Source organism: Streptococcus australis ATCC 700641 (assembly GCF_000186465.1).
Lineage (GTDB): Bacteria > Bacillota > Bacilli > Lactobacillales > Streptococcaceae > Streptococcus > Streptococcus australis.
In genome coordinates this window covers 1,542,222-1,560,882 of the sequence record NZ_GL636091.1, presented here as the reverse complement: position 1 = coordinate 1,560,882, position 18,661 = coordinate 1,542,222, and the positions used below count along the sequence as shown (strand labels likewise).

The following is an 18,661-nucleotide window of genomic DNA, read 5'->3' as shown; positions in this document are numbered from 1 at the left end:
ATCTTTTATAGTTAGCTATTCAGGAGGTAAGAGCTGATGAAAAAAGATTCGTTCAAACAAAAATTTTTAGGTTTTATCATCGTTGCTATTATCATTCTATTATCAGCCTGCACTCTTGTAGGACCACAAAAAAAATCTCCTTCCTGTAGTACCAATGTGTCTAGGAAAATAGGATTCGAGGAAAGAAAGGCAGAAGATTTATTAAAAAATTCTATTTCTATCCCTTATCCAGATGGAAAAATCTTTACACCTACCGCGCTGTCAAATGATGGGATTGCTTATGGCGAGGCTGTTGATCAAGGACACGAAGATCAGAATTATCTTGCCAGTATGAATTTACATACCAAGGAGTTTCAAAAGATAAAAGATGTTGAAAAGACATCTAATCTGACTCATGTAGCTGTTAGCTATGTAGATCATGATATTGTTGTTTTTGAAGAGTATGATCAACTCAATCAGACAGGGATTTACTATCTTTGGAAGATAAAAGACAAATCTTTAACGACACTGATTGATAGGAGACCTATCGGAACGGTTCCAGTTACTCAAGTAGCTCGATCCAACCAGAAACTCTTTATAAATTATGAAGTAGGCGATAGCCTATATCAAATTGAAGAATTTGACCTTGAAACAGGGGTTCATCAGACGATTGAATCAGGAAATAGCGGTTTTCCAACTGTCTTTAAGGATTGCTTGTATTATGTACAAATTGATAACACAACTTTAACCACAAAAATTGTAGCCTACTCCTTAAGTGATGGGCAGAAAAAGGTTATAGATCAAACAAAGGATGATCAACGCTATTATGTCGATTTATTGACGAATGGGCACAATCTCCTTTACTTGGTTGCAAATAATAAAGATGCTTCATTTACCTTTGAAAATAAAAACCATAAGAAGATATTTTCTACTTCACAGGCAGAAACCTCCATATATCGCAATATTTATCTCACCTATATGGGAGAAAGAAGAAGTGAGGAGCGTGTTAAATCACAGTATTATTTGTGGGATTTAAAGCATCAGATTCATTATTTATATGATCATGGACCAATTTTGCTATCAGATAAAGGAATTTTATGGATTCAATTCAAAAAGAAGGATAGTGAGATTCCAAAAGGTGAAATCTATCGAAATGAAAACTCTGTAATGCGCTATCAAGAATGGTAGAAAGGAGAAAAAACTTGAAAAAGTTTATCTATTCATTGTATTTCTGACTTTTCTTTGTTTATCTGGCTATACAGAGACACAAATAGAAAGCCAAATAATTTCTTCCATCTCTCGTAAAGTAACTTCCTCTTCATCAACAACAGTCATTGTAAAAAAAAAGGATTGTAAGGAATACCGTACCAATGACAGCAGAAGTGATGAGTGATTAAAAATAAAGAAGGGAAGACGAAATGGCACTATTACAAATTATTGGTCTAAATAAATCGTATAACAAAAAGAAAGTAATTGAAGATTTGTCATTTGAGTTGCAGAGTGGCGAAATAATGGGACTCATTGGACAAAATGGTTCTGGGAAAACTACAATATTCAAGACGATTTTAGGTTTAGTAAAAAAAGAATCTGGTGAAATTAAAATCAATGGGAAACTAATTGAAGGGAACTCAAAGGGTTATTTGAATACTATCGGTACGATTATTGAATATCCTACATTTTATGAATCTTTAACAGCTAGACAGAATTTAATGCTTATTTCTAGTCTTTATGATGAAGTAAACTTATCAAAAGAAGATCTTTTAAATTATCTGCATTTAGTAGGTTTAGACAATAGTGTGGATTGTAAAGTATCTAGTTTTTCATTAGGTATGAAACAACGTTTGGGACTTGCTCAAGCCTTAATTCATCAGCCAACTATCTTATTATTAGATGAACCATTCAATGGACTAGATCCCATAGGAATGAAAGAATTTAGAGACTTGCTCATTGAATTGTCTAAAAAAGGAGTTGGGATTGTAATTTCGAGTCATTCATTGGAAGAATTAAGTAAGTTAGTGGATACAGTTACAATTATCAATCAAGGGAAAGTAATTTTCCAAGGGAAAAAGACAGAATTTTTATCACTTGGATCTATAAAGAACGTTTGGTTGTTGAAAACTGATAACTTAGAACTTACAAAGTCTATCTTAAATAACTTAAACATTGTTTTTACTGAGAGAATAGAGCAACTTGAGTTATCTTTAGATATAGAATCAATGAAAGAGGTAAAGGAGAAACTACTCACAGAGTTATTACGTCAGGATATCTCCATCATATATTTTTCTGAGAAACAAAATAATTTTGAAGATATTTTTATCAAAATGCAGAGAGATATGGAGGTTTGATATGCTTAAATTAATAAAGATTGAGTTGTTCAAATTATTTGCTGGGAAAAAGATTTTCTATGTTTTTGGAGGGTTTGTTTGTGTCATTTCTCTATTGATACTGTATCTAAGAATGGTTGCACCAGAATCTTCATTTGGAAATGTTTTTAAAACCTCCAGCGATACATTTTCGATATTTGCTTTGATAGTAGGAGTTATAGTAGCATTAGTACCGTTTTATCAAGAAATTCAGCAAAAAACAATTAAATCATTGTTAGTCACACCGGTTAAACGAGTAGAAATTTTGTTTTCGAAATTGTTAGCATCTATTTTTACCTCATTCTTAATTTTAGTTGTTTTAAGTTTAACATCTTTTATAGCGACAACATTACTATTTGGATTTTTTAAAGTTGGAGCTTACTCTTCATCTGCAGATAATATGCTTACTTTTACGGCCGGATTAATTCAAATTATTACAACGTTTTTTACAACTATTTTTTATAGTACTACAATTATTTGTTTATTTTTGATAACAAATTCTTTATCGAGTACCTTAGTTGGAGTTGTTTTGTTAAGAGGTTTAGGAGAACTGATTTCAAGAAGTTTATTAGACAAAAATAACTTATTATTATCTTTTAGCCCATTAGGAGTATTGAATATTTTAAACCCTGTTTCAAGGAATATTTCGATAATTAGCTACACCATTCAACTACTTTTAACTGTTATTTATTCAATTGTAATTTATTACATTGCTATTAAACGGTTTGAAAACAAAGAATTCTAAAGATTGCTTCAAAATCAAATTCATGAATCGGGAGAATGGTTTTCCAATTGGAGTAAGAAATCATACAAATTAATGAAATTAAAGAAAATAAAGAATAAAAGAGCGTAAGATTCGATAAAAAATGAACCGCACCCCACAAGTTAGACAGAAAAAATCTAACTTTTGGGGTGTTTTATTATGAAATTAACATATAAGGATAAGGTTCAGATATATGAACTTAGAAAACAAGGGCGAAGCTTCAAAGAGCTTTCAAATATATTCGGAATAAATATTCCTAATCTTAGGTACATGATTAAATTGATTGATCGTTATGGAATAGAAATCGTCAAAAAAGGAAAGAATTGTTACTATTCTCCTGAACTAAAACAAGAGATCATTGATAAAGTTCTTCTTGAGGGGCGTTCACAAATTAGGGTGTCTCTGGATTATGCTCTTCCAAGTAGTGGATTACTTTCGAATTGGCTGGCACAATATAAGAAAAACGGGTATACTATTGTTGAGAAAACAAGAGGGAGACCACCTAAAATGGGACGTAAGCCAAAGAAGAGATTTGAAGATATGACAGAATTAGAACGTCTTCAAGCAGAAAATGAGTACTTGAGAGCGGAGAATACCATTCTAAAAAAGTTGAGAGAACTCCGATTGAGGGACGAAAAGGAGCAAGAAGAAAAACGGAAATTGTTCAAGGACTGGTAATAGAGTTTTCTTTAGATATCCTTCTAAAGATTATTATGCTTGCCCGTTCAACCTATTATTACCACTTAAAACAGCTGGAACAAAGCGATAAGGATTATGATATTAAAGCTGAAATTCAGTCAATTTATACTGAGCATAAAGGAAATTACGGCTATCGTCGTATGACTCTAGAATTACTAAATCGTGGCTTCGTAGTGAACCATAAGAAGGTGCAGCGTCTTATGAAAGTACTTGATTTAACGGCTCGAATTCGCCGTAAAAGGAAGTATTCTTCATACCAAGGAGAGGTTGGCAAGAAAGCAGATAACCTTATTCAACGTCAATTTGAAGCAACCAAACCAATGCAAAAGTGCTACACAGATGTGACAGAATTTGCCATTCCAGCAAGCAGTCAAAAGCTCTATTTATCGCCGGTTTTAGATGGATTTAATAGCGAAATTATCTCCTACAATCTTTCTACTTCGCCGAACTTAGCACAAGTAAAGACGATGTTAGAACAAGCCTTCTCAGAGGAATACTACGAGAACACTATACTCCATAGTGACCAGGGCTGGCAATACCAACACGATTCTTATCATCAGTTCTTAGAGAGTAGGGGGATTCAGCCATCCATGTCACGTAAGGGTAACAGCACAGACAATGGCATGATGGAATCTTTCTTTGGCATTTTGAAATCCGAAATGTTTTATGGCTATGAGAAGACCTTCCAATCACTTAACCAATTGGAACAGGCTATTGTAAACTATATTGATTATTACAACAACAAACGAATTAAGGTAAAACTAAAAGGACTTAGTCCTGTGCAGTACAGAACTAAATCCTTTACTTAAATTATTTGTCTAACTTTTTGGGGTCAGTACAAAATCCTACGCTCTTTTTCTAACACTAAAATATTACATAATTTATATTATGTATCTTACAAACTATCCAAGGCATTTTTCTGTTCGTCATTAACGATATGCGTATACAAGTCCGTTACCTGTGTGCTAGCATGTCCCAGCTGATGGCTGACCAAAACTTGGGATTTGGTTGCATCATAGAGACGGGTTGCAAGAGTATGGCGCAGTTTGTGGGGAGTTACGCGGACTTTAAAGTCTTCTGAATACTTGGCCACCATCTTTTCAACACTAGAAGCATCAATTCGGTTTGGAACACCTCGATACAAGGTCAGAAAGAGGGCTGTATCAGTCTTTTCTGTCTTATAACGTTTGTCTCGAATAGCAAGATATTGCTCTAAATAAGGCTTAGCAAAGGCAGCGACATTAACTGAGTCTCTTTTTCCACCTTTTCGAGTGACGTCAATCACCATCATCTTAAGATTGAGATCTCGAAGATCTAGGTTAACTGCCTCAGAGAGACGGACACCAGATGCAAGAAGGAGTGCGATAATGGCTAAATCACGCTCTTTATTCTTATTAAAGGAAGATAAGGCACGATTGGAGAGTGTTTGAGGGTACTCCTGGTCGATATAGTTGAGAAAACCTTCTGTTTCATCCCCTAAAAAGAGCTTTTGCTTGATATTTTCAGCTCGGGCCGCCAAGGTTTCTTTCTTTTTCTTGGTAGCAACCTTCTTCATGACATTACGGTAGAAATAAGGTTCCCCTTGCTCGTTTTCAACTTCCTCAGTCAAATACTTATACAGACTAGAAAGTGCCGAAAGGGTACGGTTAATGGTTGTTTGAGAAACCCCGTTTTTCGTCGTATTGGCATTGAGCAGAGGACGTTCACGCAAGTAAAGGATAAAGGATTCCATGTCTTTCTTCGTCATGTGCTCCAGAACCTCTAAAGGGATATTAGCCATGGTGTCAGCATCTGATATACCAGATTCCAAGACCCAGGTGAAAAATCGATCGTATTCCTTTAAATATTCGTATAAGGTCGTAAAACTATATGGAACGGCCAGTTTTGATTGGTAATATTCTAAGACGTACCATGGCATGACTTGTTTGAGTTTATCAATCCGTTCTAATAAGATCTCGCGTTTCATGTTATTCTCCAAATCTTTCTATACTAGTAGTATAGCATAGCTAGACATATTTTTCAAGAAAATTATAGTTTTTCGGAAAGATGTTATAGGGGATCTATAGGACTGTTTTAGTTTTCTTTCTATACATTTATGTAACCAAAAATTTATTTTAAGCCAATTATACTTAATTATGTACTTTATTTAAGTGAAAACTAAATATTTTTTCAAATGTACATTTTCTTATACCTCAATTTGTAAAATTAAGCTAATCAGAAAAAGAGTTCTACATATAAATAGAACTCTTATAATCTAGGATATTGTGTTGACTCTCTAGTTATTCTTTAATGCTTCTTTAATTTCACCGATTGTTGCTGATACAGTTTTATCTTGAAATGATTTTACTTCTTTATTGCCATCTTTATCAATTGTTTCAACTGGGTTACTGTAATCGTTGGTTGAGCTAGTTGAAAATCCACCTGAATCGTCCGCAATAATTAGTTGATCATCGGGTAGGTTTAAGAAATATTCGTTAATTTCTTTTTCTGACTTGTTTTTTAGAAGTTCCTTATAAATTTCAATTGTTTGATTTTCTTTTTGAGCACTTCCTAACGAATTGGCAATAACAGGGTTTAATAAAGCAAATGAAATTAATCCCACAGTCAAAATAGTTAATGTTAAAGGTAAAATTTTTTTAGTCATTTTTTAAACCTTCTTTCTTTTAATTTATTAAGAGTATACTAACCAGTTGGTTTCTTACTTAGAATGCTTAAGTTACAGCAAATCTCCTTTCTGGGTAAATCTCTACCCTACCCAACTTAATTATATTCATGATTGTGTTAGAATTCAATTTATTGTATTTGAAACTAGTTCCAGATTTTGAACTTTAAATTTCTTATTAAGCATTAATTATTATTGAAAAAGTGTACAAATAGATTTCTTAGATTAGATGATATAAAGTACTAAAAAACATACAAAATAACACTAGAAAATAATGTACAAAACAAAAATAAAGCACACTTTTTAAAGAATGTACTTTATGCTTCTAATTCAGTTGTATCAATGGTTTAGCTCTAGTTAGGTCAATTGTACATAAACTTTTAGTTTTTTTAAACACAATAAAATCAGCAAATCTCACGGATCTACTGATTGTTTTTTTCTCTAACTTATTTTTCTACATATCGAAGGGAAATCTTGCTACCACAGAGCCAATTGTACACACGATCATTGACTTGGACGTTCATAGCTTCATGGGCATATTCTGGCATGATTAAATGCTCTTTTGGACCTTCTAATCGATTATAAATGGCAAACTGTGTCACAGGATAACAGACATCATCATCTAATCCTGTAATCATGTGAACCTTTCCTTTAATGCGATGGGCAAAATTTTTCACATCAATATAGGCTAATGTCTCCATGATTTGGTCTTCCGTTTCATGGAATGGATCATGGAATTTGAAATAACGGAAAAGCTCGTCATAGGCTTCGCTAGTGTTCCCAATCTCTAATACACGTCTGAAATCCGATAAGAATGGATAAATGGCTACAGTTTGTTGAATCCGTGGATTCAGTCCAGCAGCAACCAGGGCCAGGGCACCGCCTTGAGAGGCTCCATAGCTGGCGAGTTTGCTGTTGTCAACTTGAGGAAAGCTAGCTACAATTTCTATTAACTGGTAAAGATCTAAGTAAACATCCTTATAAAATAGCTCATCTGGACCTTCCACAGCTCCGCGGATAATCTGTCCTTTTACAGTATTTCCAAGTGGTGATCGATCTCCGTCTGTTGAATAGCCTGATTGACCTCTTACGTCCATAGACACAACTCCATAGCCAGCTACTGTATAAGCCAGCATGTCTGTCCAATCCCAACAACGGCCCATATAACCATGAAAATGGAAAATAACTGGAATCTTTTGATCTGTTTTTGGGAAAACAATTCGCGCATAAACAAGACCATCTCGTGTTCCTTTAAAGGTCAATTCATAACAAACAACATTTGGAATGCTGAAATCTCGTTCTTCAAGCTTGTATTCAGGAAGTTCAGCAATGTTTGCTAAGGCTTGATTCCAAAAGGTATCAAAGTCTGCGGGCACTTCATCACGCCCCTTATAATCTTTCATTGTTTTTAATAATTTGGGATTTTTCATAAAATCTTCCTTAAGTATGTGTAATCGCTACCAAAAATGTACCATATTTACTTAAGGATTGCAAGAGACAAATAAAAATTACATAACCGAAATTATGTAATTAATTATAGATTCAAAAATAGATTTAATTGTTTCACTAGCTCTGGATTAGTGGGTAATGCAGAATGATGAGCCTTTCGACCTTTTAAATTTACTTCTGTATAGGCTTGTTTCTCAAAAATAGATTTTGCTGCTTGTGCACTAGAAAGAGGGACGATGCCGTCTGATTTCCCAGCAAAGCTACCAACAAAGTTAAGGACCTCTACTTCTTTTCCTAGGCGATGCTTCCATATTTGAAAATCATCATACATCTCTTGATTGAATCGGTAAGGACTACCAATAATAGCGAGCTTGCTTACGGTCAGCTTTTTCTTCTCTAAAAAGCCACTCTCCAATAAACCAGTCAAAACTAGTCCACCATTGGAGTGTCCGACTGCCTTAAACTCTGTAAAATAATAGTGATCAAGAAGATAGGTTAAAGCTTTCTTAAGGGATTCGATTTGCTGCTTGATATTGCTGTAGCCATCTCGATTGTTTTCAAAGCCAATCACAATCATCGGGTTCGGCTCTTTCGTATTCAGTCTTCCTTCCATCTCTATAGAATCATCTTTGTTGACTTTTATTTTTAAGAGACTCTGTTTTTTTCTAGAAAAGCGATGGAGCATGCGGATGGTTCTGTTGAATCGCTGGATACTAGCCGAACTTCCAGGTACAAAGATGATCGGTCTGATCGGTGGTTTCTTCGACCCTTTAGGAAATTCAAAGGGCTTTCTGTGCGAAGAAAACAGTCTTATAAAGAAACGAATGAGTTGTTGAAATAGTTTTTTTAACATGTTTCCTCTAGTAGTAGTTTCTAAAAGAACCCAGAACAGTGTGTTCCAGGCCCTTATTAGAAAGAATTATTTCCGTTTTTTCTTATTCTTGCGCATTTGTTTGGCCATCTTGTTCATCGCCCGTTTCATCATGAACTCGCCGGCTTTTCCTTTGAGACCACCACCGAACATTTGGCTCATGTCAGGCATCCCAGCGCCTCCACCAAGAGCTGACAAGTCAGGCATCCCGCCTTGTCCCATCATGCCTTCGAGGGCTGACATATCAGGCATGCCACCAGGCATATTCTTCGGCATATTATTTGGATTAAGCCCCATTTGTTTCATCATCTTGTTCATATCGCCTGATAGGACACCTTGCATCATCTGTTTGGCTTGGTTAAAGTCTTTTATGAATTTGTTGACTTCGACAAAGCTGTTTCCTGAACCAGCAGCAATCCGACGGCGACGGCTAGGGTTCAACAAATCTGGATTCTCCCGTTCAGCTGGGGTCATGGATGATACAATCGCGCGTTTGCGAGCAATTTCTCGTTCATCGACTTTAAGGTTCTTCATGGCTGGATTGTTGGCCATACCTGGAAGCATCTTGAGCAGGTCTTCCATTGGTCCCATGTTTTGAACCTGATCTAACTGATCGATAAAGTCGTTGAAATCAAAGGTATTTTCCCGCATCTTCTCAGCGAGTTCAATGGAGCGTTTCTCATCGTATTCTTGAGAAGCCTTCTCGATCAGCGTCAGCATATCCCCCATACCGAGGATCCGGCCAGACATGCGGTCTGGGTGGAAGGTTTCGATATCAGTGATTTTTTCACCAGTACCAGTGAACTTGATTGGTTTTCCAGTAATCTGACGGACAGAAAGGGCCGCACCACCACGGGTATCCCCATCAATCTTGGTCAAGATGACCCCGGTCACTTCGAGTTGTTCGTTGAACTCACGCGCCACATTGGCCGCTTCTTGACCGATCATGGCATCGACGACCAAGAGGATTTCATTCGGCTCAGCAAGAGCTTTGACATCGCGCAACTCGCCCATGAGTTTTTCATCGATTTGCAGACGACCAGCAGTATCGATCAAGACATAGTCATTGTGGTTGGCTCTTGCTTGCTCCAAACCTTGACGTACGATCTCGACTGCAGGGACTTCTGTTCCCAATGAGAAGACAGGGACATTGATCTGTTGACCAAGCGTCTTCAACTGGTCGATGGCAGCTGGACGATAGATATCGGCCGCAATCATCAAAGGACGTGCATTTTCTTCCTTGACCAATTTGTTAGCCAATTTCCCAGCAAAGGTTGTTTTACCAGCCCCTTGAAGACCGACCATCATGATAATGGTTGGAATTTTTGGAGATTTGATAATGTCTGCTGTCTCAGAACCCAAAATGGCTGTCAATTCTTCATCGACAATCTTCACGATTTGTTGGGCAGGGTTCAGGGTTTCAATAACCTCATGCCCTACGGCCCGCTCGCGGACCCGTTTGATGAAGTCTTTTACAACAGGAAGGGCAACGTCGGCCTCTAAGAGGGCTAGACGAATCTCTTTGGTTGCCTCTTGGACATCCGCTTCAGAGATTTTCCCTTTCTTACGAAGATTCTTAAAGACGTTCTGTAAACGTTCGGTTAAACTTTCAAATGCCATACTACTTCTCCTATTACAGGTATTTTAATCTTGTTTATTCTCGGTTATCAATGCTAGATAAAACAGCGATTTGCTCTTGTAGATAAGCGTCATTAGGATACTTGTCAGAGATCTGGTCGAAAATCTGGCTACGTACAATGTAATCCGAGTACATGTGTAATTTCATCTCATAATCCTCTAGGATTTTCTCCGTCCGCTTGATATTATCATAAACAGCTTGGCGACTAACACCGAACTCTTCAGCAATCTCAGCCAAGCTGTAATCATCTGCATAATAGAGCTCGATATAGTTCATCTGCTTGTCTGTCAAAAGTGCTGCGTAAAACTCAAAGAGAGCATTCATTCGGTTGGTTTTCTCAATTTCCATACCTTTCATTATATCAAAAAAGCCCACTAAAGACTAGCGGGACTTGATGCTTTTTGAGTTGAAATAAGAGGATTGATCATCAGAGTTTCAGAGCTAACATATTAACCGTCATCCCTGCGGCAGTTCCCATTAAGAAGATGGTATCTCCTTCTTTGACAAGGCCATGATCTAGGGCGTAAGCTAGGCCAAAAGGCACCGCAACAGAAACCATGTTTCCGTAATCGCTAACGATGTTAAGATACTGATGGTCTGGTACTCCTAATTTCTCCATGACTAAAGGAAGAGCACGACTGGCTTGGTGAGGAATGATATAGTCTACATCGGCAAGCGAAAGACCAACCTTGTCTTGAAATTCTTGGAACATTTCTGGAATAACACGCGCAGAAAGTAAGAGAATTTTCTTCCCTTTCATGTCAAACATGAAGTCGGTTTTGGTCGCTTCGCTATAATGTTTTGGATGGTAGGCTGTTAAACCGCCGCGAATCTCTGTATCATGGGCCCCCTTAGACCAGGTCCGTTGAAGGCTTGCAATCACTCCTAAATCTTCCGTCGTGCTTTCAAAGATAAAAGCAGCTGCCCCATCACTAAACAATTCATAGCTTTCTTTCTGCTTTGGATTAAGACCTAGGCTTCCCACCTCACTTGAAACAATGAGGACACGCTTGTACTCGCCACCTTCGATCAGATAAGAAATGGTACTGAGGGCTGAAATAAAGCTGGTACAAGTGGTATTGATATCCATAGCTGGAATGGTCAAGTCTTTGGCCACTCGTTCATGGATTAGAGCTGCCGTACATGGAATCGGCTGAACCCCAACGGCGCTCGCTGAAACTAGGCAGTCAATATCTGCCATGGTCAATTCTGCCTGCTTTAGAGCCTGTTCAATAGCACGAGCGGCTAGGTCGATCTGAGATTCTTCATCTTCTTTTATGCGGTAACGTGTCTGGTCCTTAAAGGTGACTTGATGCTTGGGTAAGGCTGTTCCATAGCCTTTAATACGAACGTGTCTTTGTACACTTGTCATAATGCTTCCTCCTATTTTTGAAGACGTTGTACGCGCTTGAGTTTGCGACTTGTGTCCCATTGGTAGTCAATAAAGGTAAGAGTGGGCATGATAAAGCCCTTTTGATCTGCTAAGACTTGAAATTGGTTGCGGATAGCCTCTTCTATCTCAGGTGAACGTTTGCTGAGAGCAACCTGAACTTGTCCATCATCTGTTTGAGTCACTTGATAGTCTTGAATCCCTTCGACAAAGAGGATACAACGCCGAATGAAGTCTGGATAAACCATCTGTAGCTCGCCGTCTGCTTTCTTGAAATAAAAGATATCGTCTGATCGCCCCTCAATTTTAGCAATCCGTGTAAAGACAGAACCACAACTGCAGAGTTCAGGATCCTCTACCAGAATATCATTGAGCCGGTAGCGGAAAATGGGTTGGCTACTACGTTTAAAATCTGTAATGATAGGATAAAAACGGTGGTCATCCAAATAGTCTTTTTCCACTGATAAAATGTCCTCGTTGAGGTGCAAGTTCCCCTCAGAACAGGTACAGGCTAAGAAACCTTCTGTCGCTTGGTAGACCTGATCGACCTTAGACAGATGAAATGCCTGACGGATAAGGTCCCGGTCCCGATCCTCTAAGATTTCAGCGACGGAAACGACCTTTCGGGGTTGAATCTGTAGGGCCTGACTCTCTAGATATTTGGTTAAATCCAATAAGGTAGAGGCTGGAGCCACAAGGATAGTCGGCTGGTAGTCATTCAAACGCCCGATATGCTCTTGGCTATCTTTGAAAATATCAAAATATTCTAAGCGAATCAAGGGAGAATTGATGGTTTGATAGAGCTCGTTATCAGCACGGAGGAAAAAGGCAATGCGGTGCCCAAAGAGCTTCCCTTTGGGAAGCATTTTAGCGAGAATAGCGGCTGCCCACATACTACGTTCTGTCTCTGTCGTGATAAAAATGCCTCGGTGGCCGGAGCTACCAGAGGAAAGACCAACTGCTACTTCTCCTTGCATCTCTGTAAAATCACGAGACTGCTCTCCTCGAATGGCCATTTCAAGAGCCTTGTCCCGATCGATTCCTTGGGTGTTTAACTCATTGAAATGCTCCATCATAAAGGTCTTGTCCATATAGCGGAAGTCCTTTGGAACGTCTTGAGCGAAATAGGGCGAATGTTGGAGTAAGAAGTCCTGGTATTTTTGCAGCTCTTTCTCTTGGTAGCGCTCGAGTTCCTCTCGGTTCTTAAAGCGGTGCCCCCAGCGGGTCTGGCAAAAGGTTTTAAGAAAGGTCCATTTTTTCATCTAGTATCCTTTCTACCCGATCCATTGGATCATGACTGACAAGAACAGCGATCCCTTGATGTAGCAATGACCGCAAGAAATTGACGTTTTCTAAATAGGCCTCAACATTATCCTGAACTTGACTAGGAATCCAGCGCATCTGCTCTGTCAAGGGAAGAAGGTCAATTCCCCAACAGAGATCAGCCCCGATAAACAATTGGTACTCTGGAAGGAATAGGCAACCCTGTCCCTTAGCGTGCCCATCATGGGAACTAAGGAGAATACTGCCGTCTCCAAAGATATCCTCTGTTGCCGTATAAGGAAAAAGAGGATTGGTTTCTTGAGGTTGCATGATTTGGACGGATTCTTCAAAATGATCCGGCAAAAACTCTTTAAAAATTAAATCCTTAAAGCTGGGCTTCTGGTAGACCTGATAGGCTTTCTCGGTGACCAAGAAGCGCGCCTGTTTGAAACAACCCGCTCCTCCTAAATGGTCTGGATGAAAATGCGAGAGGATGACATAAGAAATGTCATCTGGTGAAATCCCTGTCGCTTGAAGCAAGCAATCAATCTGGTCTTCCTTTTTCATCTGCATAGGAGTTCCAAGACGGTAATAAAGATAACGGAGTTTACTTTTGATCTCATAATGATAGCCAGTGTCGTAGAGAATACAACCGTGTTCTCGGTGTTTGAGGAGATAGACGCCTGCTGGAAAAACCATCTTCTTTCTTTTCTGCCCTTTAAAGAGCAAGGCGAGATTGCTAGTACAAAAGCCAGCAGGGAAGTACTTAATGCTTTCGATAATCTTGGACATACTGGGCAATTCCCTCCTTGATGCTGATGCGTGGCTCATAGCCCAACTCTTGTCTTGCTTTTGAAATATCAAGAGTCTGACTATAACGCAATAGGTAGTAGGTATAGCGAGTTAATGGTGGCTCTCCCTTTAGAGGTAAGACCCGATAAAGAACCTCTAAGCTAGAAGCTAAGCCACCTAGAAGAAAGGCAGGTAGCTTTTTATAACGAATAGGAAATCCCAAGCCCTGCAAGGCTTCTTCTATTAGTTCTTTAAAAGGAGTCGGCTCGCCGTTGGTAATGTTATAGACTTGCCCTTCTGCCCTATCTGCTTTCAGAGCCAAAGCGATGGCCAAGGCAACATTCTCGACACAGGTCATGTCCATCAATTGCTTGCCCTCTTTGATTAAGGGGATTCCAATTTCCTGGCTTAGCTTGAGAACTCGCGGAAGGATGCTTGTATCCCCAATGCCAAAGAGCCCACGTGGACGAAGGATGATACTTGGAACATCCGGGTAAGAAGGAAAGAGCTTCTCTGATAGCAGCTTACTTTTGATGTAGTTATTTAAATGATTTTCAGCTGGAGCATCTTCTTCTTTGATGTCGATTTGGTCTTTTGGTGCAGCGTAAATACTTGGTGAAGAAACATAGACCAAGCGATGTATTTTATTAGTACGACAAGCTTCTAAAACATGCTGGGTACCAAGGACATTGGCTTGGTAAAAACTTTCCCAAGGCCCCCAAACCGTTGATAAAGCTCCAGCATGGACGACCATTTCAACGCCCTTGCATGCCTCTTCTACTGCTTGCTTGGAACTTAGATCCCCTTTGAAAAACTCTACCTGGTCAGAAACCAAGCTTTTTCCTACTGCTTCATTCCGACCAAAGGCGCGAACAAAGTAGCCTTCTGCTACTAACTCTTTTACCACGTATTTTCCGAGAAAACCTGTTGCTCCTGTTACGAGTACTTTCATGGCGCCTCCTTTTTAATTAAGCGATGAATTTCTTTCTTTAAAATGCTGGTGGGATCATAGGCTAGAGCTCTTTTTTGGAGCTCTTTGAGTTGGGCCCAGTCTTTTCTTGCAAGTAATTGCTCAAAGGCTTGGGCAATCTTTTGACTCTTGTCCTTGGGAGCTTGCAAGGCTACTCCTGCTTCTACTCCACGAACAGCATAATCATATTGGTCATAGTCATGCGGAAGGATTAAGGCTGGAATCCCATTTTTGATGCATTGAAAGAAAATCCCTGCTCCACCATGGTGGATAACATAATCCATTTGTGGGATATAACTTTCATAAGGGAGATAAGTAAGAATGGATACATTGTCTAAGAGCTTCTCTGTTTGGAAAGATTCAGCCCCTTTGCCTAAGGTAACAAAGAACTGGCATTCTGGATGTTGTTGAGCCAAGATTAGGGTTTGCCGAACGATGTTATCCTGCGCCCAGGCAAGTTGAGTGCCTAAGGAGACTAGAACCTTTTTTTTATTCGAAAAAGGAGTGAGATCAAAGTGATAATCAGAAGATTTCTCAACAGATGAGCCAACTGGTCCTACCCAATGATAATAGGGAGGAAAGCCTTTTTTTAATTCCACTTCTTCCATTCCGATGCCAAGGATTGAGTAGGGAGAATAGATGGTTTCCCATCCGTCCTTATTGTAGAGACGGAAATGATATTGTTTTAAACGACTTCTCAAAGAGAAAGTCGCTAGACGCTTGATAAGTCTGGTCAATTTTCTAGCTAAGCTATGCTTCAGTTGATCAAACCTAGTTTGCTCACTTCCCATCCCTGCAAAAAAGCAAGGTGGGCCAAGAGGTGTTTCCATTGCAAATTGGGTCGCCATGCTAGTCATCCAAGGGATTTCCAATTCCTCTGCAATCAAACCACCAGAAAGTGTCACATAGTCCGCAATGACTAGATCTGGACCATGAGCAGTCCATTCTTCTCGTAACTGGTCAGAAACGATATTCATTAAATCTAATCCATTAGAAAGCTGCTTATAGGCAGTCAGCAGATTTAATTGACGATGGTTAGTAGATATTTTATCGAAAAAATCCACCTGGTCTTTCATAATTGGGACAACAGTAAAGCCCATATCTTCAGCTACTTTTTGCTTTTGTGGTCCTGTAAAAATTTGAATCTCATAGTTAGGATCATGCAATAATGGGGCTAAAAGTAAAAGGACAGGATAAAGATGGCCACTGAGAGGCACCACAACAGCATCGATTTTAATCCGAGACATAAAACCTCCGTGTGTTGAATTGACATGATAGGGATTGTGTCGTCTAATTATTTTCTAAGTAAAATTCAAACCGCTCTCCAACATACTGACTCTTTACATATTCAAAGGCTGTGCCATTATCTAAGTAAGAAACTTGCGTCAGCCCAAGGATGGCCTGTCCTTTAGGGATTTCTAGATATTCAGCAATCTTTTCTTTAGCTAAGCGAGCGTAGATGGTTTGTTGAGATTTACCAATGCGATAGCCATGCTTTTCTAAGGTTTGGAAGAAATGGCTGGTTACTTCTTCTTTTTTGAAGTTCTTGATAAATTTCTCTGGGATGGAGGTGACTTCATAAACAACAGGGACACCATCCGCATAACGAACCCGTTCCATACGTACGATGGTTTCAGTCTTGTCGATACCAAGCTTATCTACTTCTTGTAGGCTTGGTATGGTGCGTTTGTATGATATAACCTGTGTCGAAGGGATCTTTCCTTGGGCCTTCATGATTTCAGTAAAACTGGTTGTCCCCCGCATCTTTTCCTGGACGCGCGTGCTAGCGACAAAGGTCCCACTGCCTACACGACGCTCCAGTACTCCTTCTTCTACCAAGAGAGTGATGGCTTGACGGAGGGTCATCCGACTCACCTGGAACTTTTCTGCCAGGTCCCGTTCGCTTGGTAAGCGTTGTCCGATTTTCCAGATTTTCTGGTCAATCTCTGCCTTGATTTGGTCGTGAATTTGAATGTATGCTGGGATCATATTGCTACTCTTTCTATCTATTACAACCTATTGTAGCGCAAATTTATCAAATCTTCAATCCTAGTCAGTCTTGATTGGTAATGAAGGGCCTTTTGTGTTAGAATAGAGGAAAAGATTTTTCTAGAAGAAGGGGAAAAGATGACAAACCTATCAACTGATTTGCATGATGTTGAAAAAATTATCGTGCTTGACTACGGTAGCCAGTACAATCAGCTTATTTCACGTCGTATTCGTGAGATTGGTGTCTTTTCAGAATTGAAGAGCCACAAAATTACTGCAGCTGAAGTTCGTGAAATCAATCCAGTTGGGATCGTTCTTTCAGGCGGACCAAACTCAGTGTATGAAGAAGGGTCTTTCGATATTGATCCTGAAATTTTTGAACTTGGCATTCCAATTCTTGGGATCTGTTATGGAATGCAGCTATTAACTCACAAGCTTGGAGGAAAGGTTGTACCCGCAGGGGACGCTGGTAACCGTGAGTATGGTCAATCTGAGTTAAACTTAGCTGAATCTTCTGCCCTCTTTGAGGGAACACCTGATAAACAGTTGGTCTTGATGAGCCACGGTGATGCTGTAACAGAAATCCCTGCTGACTTTGTCCGTACAGGTACTTCTGCTGACTGTCCGTATGCTTCGATTGAGAATCCTGACAAGAAAATCTATGGTATCCAATTCCACCCTGAAGTTCGCCACTCAGTTCACGGCTATGATATCCTTCGCAACTTTGCCTTGAATATCTGTGGTGCCAAAGGTGACTGGACCATGGATAACTTTATCGAGATGCAAATCAAACAAATCCGTGAGAAAGTTGGAGACAAACGTGTTCTCCTTGGTCTCTCTGGTGGTGTTGACTCTTCTGTTGTTGGGGTTCTTCTCCAAAAAGCTATCGGAGATCAATTGATCTGTATCTTTGTAGACCACGGTCTTCTCCGTAAAGGGGAAGCTGACCAAGTTATGGATATGCTTGGTGGTAAGTTTGGTTTGAACATTGTCAAAGCAGACGCTGCCAAACGTTTCTTGGACAAGTTGGCAGGTGTATCTGATCCTGAACAAAAACGGAAGATTATCGGTAACGAGTTTGTCTATGTCTTTGATGATGAAGCAAGCAAGCTGAAAGATGTGAAATTCTTAGCACAAGGAACACTCTATACAGACGTCATCGAGTCAGGTACGGATACTGCTCAAACTATCAAGTCTCACCACAACGTGGGTGGTCTTCCAGAAGATATGCAGTTTGAACTCATCGAACCACTCAACACTCTTTACAAGGATGAGGTTCGTGCTCTTGGAACTGAACTTGGTATGCCAGACCACATCGTATGGCGCCAACCATTCCCAGGCCCAGGGCTTGCTATCCGTGTCATGGGTGAAATTACTGAAGAAAAACTTGAAACAGTCCGTGAATCAGATGCTATCCTTCGTGAAGAAATCGCTAAAGCTGGTCTTGACCGCGACATCTGGCAATACTTCACTGTTAACACTGGCGTTCGTTCAGTAGGTGTTATGGGCGATGGTCGTACTTACGACTATACCATTGCCATCCGTGCTATCACTTCTATCGACGGTATGACAGCTGACTTCGCTAAGATTCCTTGGGAAGTTCTCCAAAAAATCTCCGTTCGTATCGTAAACGAAGTTGACCACGTTAACCGCATCGTCTATGATATTACAAGTAAACCACCTGCAACTGTTGAGTGGGAATAGAATGAATTGACAACATAACGCTTGAAATCATTGATTTCAGCGTTTTTTTTATATATGTAAGACAGCATTTATAATCAAAATGCCCCAAATGAAAAAACCTCTTGTATGAATCTAGCGCTTATGTTATG

At 39.4% G+C, this 18,661-nt stretch carries 17 protein-coding genes; 5 read left to right on the top strand and 12 right to left on the bottom strand.

The features are described 5' to 3' along the window. The first annotated feature begins 36 nt into the window (after nucleotides 1–36). From HMPREF9421_RS07260 to HMPREF9421_RS10415, 4 genes are all read left to right on the top strand, one after another. Complete coding sequence (locus HMPREF9421_RS07260) at nucleotides 37–1,167, top strand: hypothetical protein (RefSeq protein ID WP_006596370.1); 1,131 nt, start codon at nucleotides 37–39, stop codon at nucleotides 1,165–1,167. A 230-nt stretch (nucleotides 1,168–1,397) separates the two neighbouring features. Continuing rightward, on the top strand, nucleotides 1,398–2,324 hold the full coding sequence (locus HMPREF9421_RS07255; protein ID WP_006596369.1) for an ABC transporter ATP-binding protein: 927 nt from the start codon (nucleotides 1,398–1,400) through the stop codon (nucleotides 2,322–2,324). A 1-nt stretch (nucleotide 2,325) separates the two neighbouring features. Beyond that, nucleotides 2,326–3,087, top strand: a complete 762-nt coding sequence (locus tag HMPREF9421_RS07250; protein ID WP_006596368.1) for an ABC transporter permease — start codon at nucleotides 2,326–2,328, stop codon at nucleotides 3,085–3,087. Nucleotides 3,088–3,264: 177 nt separating this feature from the next. Further along, nucleotides 3,265–4,613 (top strand): IS3 family transposase gene (locus HMPREF9421_RS10415; RefSeq protein WP_111674432.1). Its coding sequence is split into 2 segments (ribosomal slippage): nucleotides 3,265–3,706 and nucleotides 3,706–4,613, totalling 1,350 coding nucleotides; the frame shifts between segments, so codons are not numbered across the junction. 86 nt (nucleotides 4,614–4,699) lie between these two features. On the opposite strand, the gene xerS is transcribed toward HMPREF9421_RS10415, so the two are convergent. From xerS to HMPREF9421_RS07180, 12 genes are all read right to left on the bottom strand, one after another. Then, entirely contained in the window at nucleotides 4,700–5,770 is a 1,071-nt protein-coding gene (xerS, locus tag HMPREF9421_RS07235; RefSeq protein WP_006596365.1) for a tyrosine recombinase XerS, read from the bottom strand. Nucleotides 5,771–6,079: 309 nt separating this feature from the next. Continuing rightward, nucleotides 6,080–6,448 (bottom strand): hypothetical protein, encoded by a 369-nt coding sequence (locus HMPREF9421_RS07230; RefSeq protein ID WP_006596364.1) that lies wholly within the window; start codon nucleotides 6,446–6,448, stop codon nucleotides 6,080–6,082. 464 nt (nucleotides 6,449–6,912) lie between these two features. Further along, complete coding sequence (locus HMPREF9421_RS07225) at nucleotides 6,913–7,896, bottom strand: acetylxylan esterase (RefSeq protein WP_006596363.1); 984 nt, start codon at nucleotides 7,894–7,896, stop codon at nucleotides 6,913–6,915. 104 nt (nucleotides 7,897–8,000) lie between these two features. Further along, the gene (locus HMPREF9421_RS07220) at nucleotides 8,001–8,768 is read right to left on the bottom strand and encodes an alpha/beta hydrolase (protein WP_006596362.1); all 768 of its coding nucleotides are present in this window, start codon (nucleotides 8,766–8,768) and stop codon (nucleotides 8,001–8,003) included. Between the two features lie 66 nt (nucleotides 8,769–8,834). Beyond that, nucleotides 8,835–10,406 (bottom strand): signal recognition particle protein, encoded by a 1,572-nt coding sequence (ffh, locus tag HMPREF9421_RS07215; protein WP_006596361.1) that lies wholly within the window; start codon nucleotides 10,404–10,406, stop codon nucleotides 8,835–8,837. A gap of 34 nt (nucleotides 10,407–10,440) precedes the next feature. Then, on the bottom strand, nucleotides 10,441–10,773 hold the full coding sequence (locus HMPREF9421_RS07210) for a putative DNA-binding protein (protein ID WP_006597341.1): 333 nt from the start codon (nucleotides 10,771–10,773) through the stop codon (nucleotides 10,441–10,443). Nucleotides 10,774–10,852: 79 nt separating this feature from the next. Further along, the gene (locus HMPREF9421_RS07205; RefSeq protein WP_006596359.1) at nucleotides 10,853–11,797 is read right to left on the bottom strand and encodes a 3-oxoacyl-[acyl-carrier-protein] synthase III C-terminal domain-containing protein; all 945 of its coding nucleotides are present in this window, start codon (nucleotides 11,795–11,797) and stop codon (nucleotides 10,853–10,855) included. 11 nt (nucleotides 11,798–11,808) lie between these two features. Then, a complete protein-coding gene (locus HMPREF9421_RS07200) occupies nucleotides 11,809–13,077 on the bottom strand; it encodes a F390 synthetase-related protein (protein WP_006596358.1) in 1,269 nt (422 codons plus the stop codon). Beyond that, entirely contained in the window at nucleotides 13,055–13,870 is an 816-nt protein-coding gene (locus tag HMPREF9421_RS07195; RefSeq protein WP_006596357.1) for an MBL fold metallo-hydrolase, read from the bottom strand. Before HMPREF9421_RS07195 ends, HMPREF9421_RS07200 begins: the two co-directional genes overlap by 23 nt. Next, nucleotides 13,845–14,822, bottom strand: coding sequence for an NAD-dependent epimerase/dehydratase family protein (locus HMPREF9421_RS07190; protein ID WP_006596356.1), 978 nt, complete (start codon nucleotides 14,820–14,822; stop codon nucleotides 13,845–13,847). The genes HMPREF9421_RS07195 and HMPREF9421_RS07190 overlap by 26 nt, the downstream gene beginning before the upstream one ends. After that, entirely contained in the window at nucleotides 14,819–16,087 is a 1,269-nt protein-coding gene (locus HMPREF9421_RS07185; RefSeq protein ID WP_006596355.1) for a glycosyltransferase, read from the bottom strand. The genes HMPREF9421_RS07190 and HMPREF9421_RS07185 overlap by 4 nt, the downstream gene beginning before the upstream one ends. A gap of 43 nt (nucleotides 16,088–16,130) precedes the next feature. Continuing rightward, nucleotides 16,131–16,829, bottom strand: a complete 699-nt coding sequence (locus HMPREF9421_RS07180; protein ID WP_006596354.1) for a GntR family transcriptional regulator — start codon at nucleotides 16,827–16,829, stop codon at nucleotides 16,131–16,133. Between the two features lie 138 nt (nucleotides 16,830–16,967). On the opposite strand from HMPREF9421_RS07180, the gene guaA reads away from it, so the two are divergent. Next, nucleotides 16,968–18,533 carry a glutamine-hydrolyzing GMP synthase gene (guaA, locus tag HMPREF9421_RS07175; RefSeq protein WP_006596353.1) on the top strand — a complete coding sequence of 522 codons (1,566 nt, stop codon included), beginning with the start codon at nucleotides 16,968–16,970 and terminating at the stop codon, nucleotides 18,531–18,533. Nucleotides 18,534–18,661 lie beyond the last annotated feature (128 nt).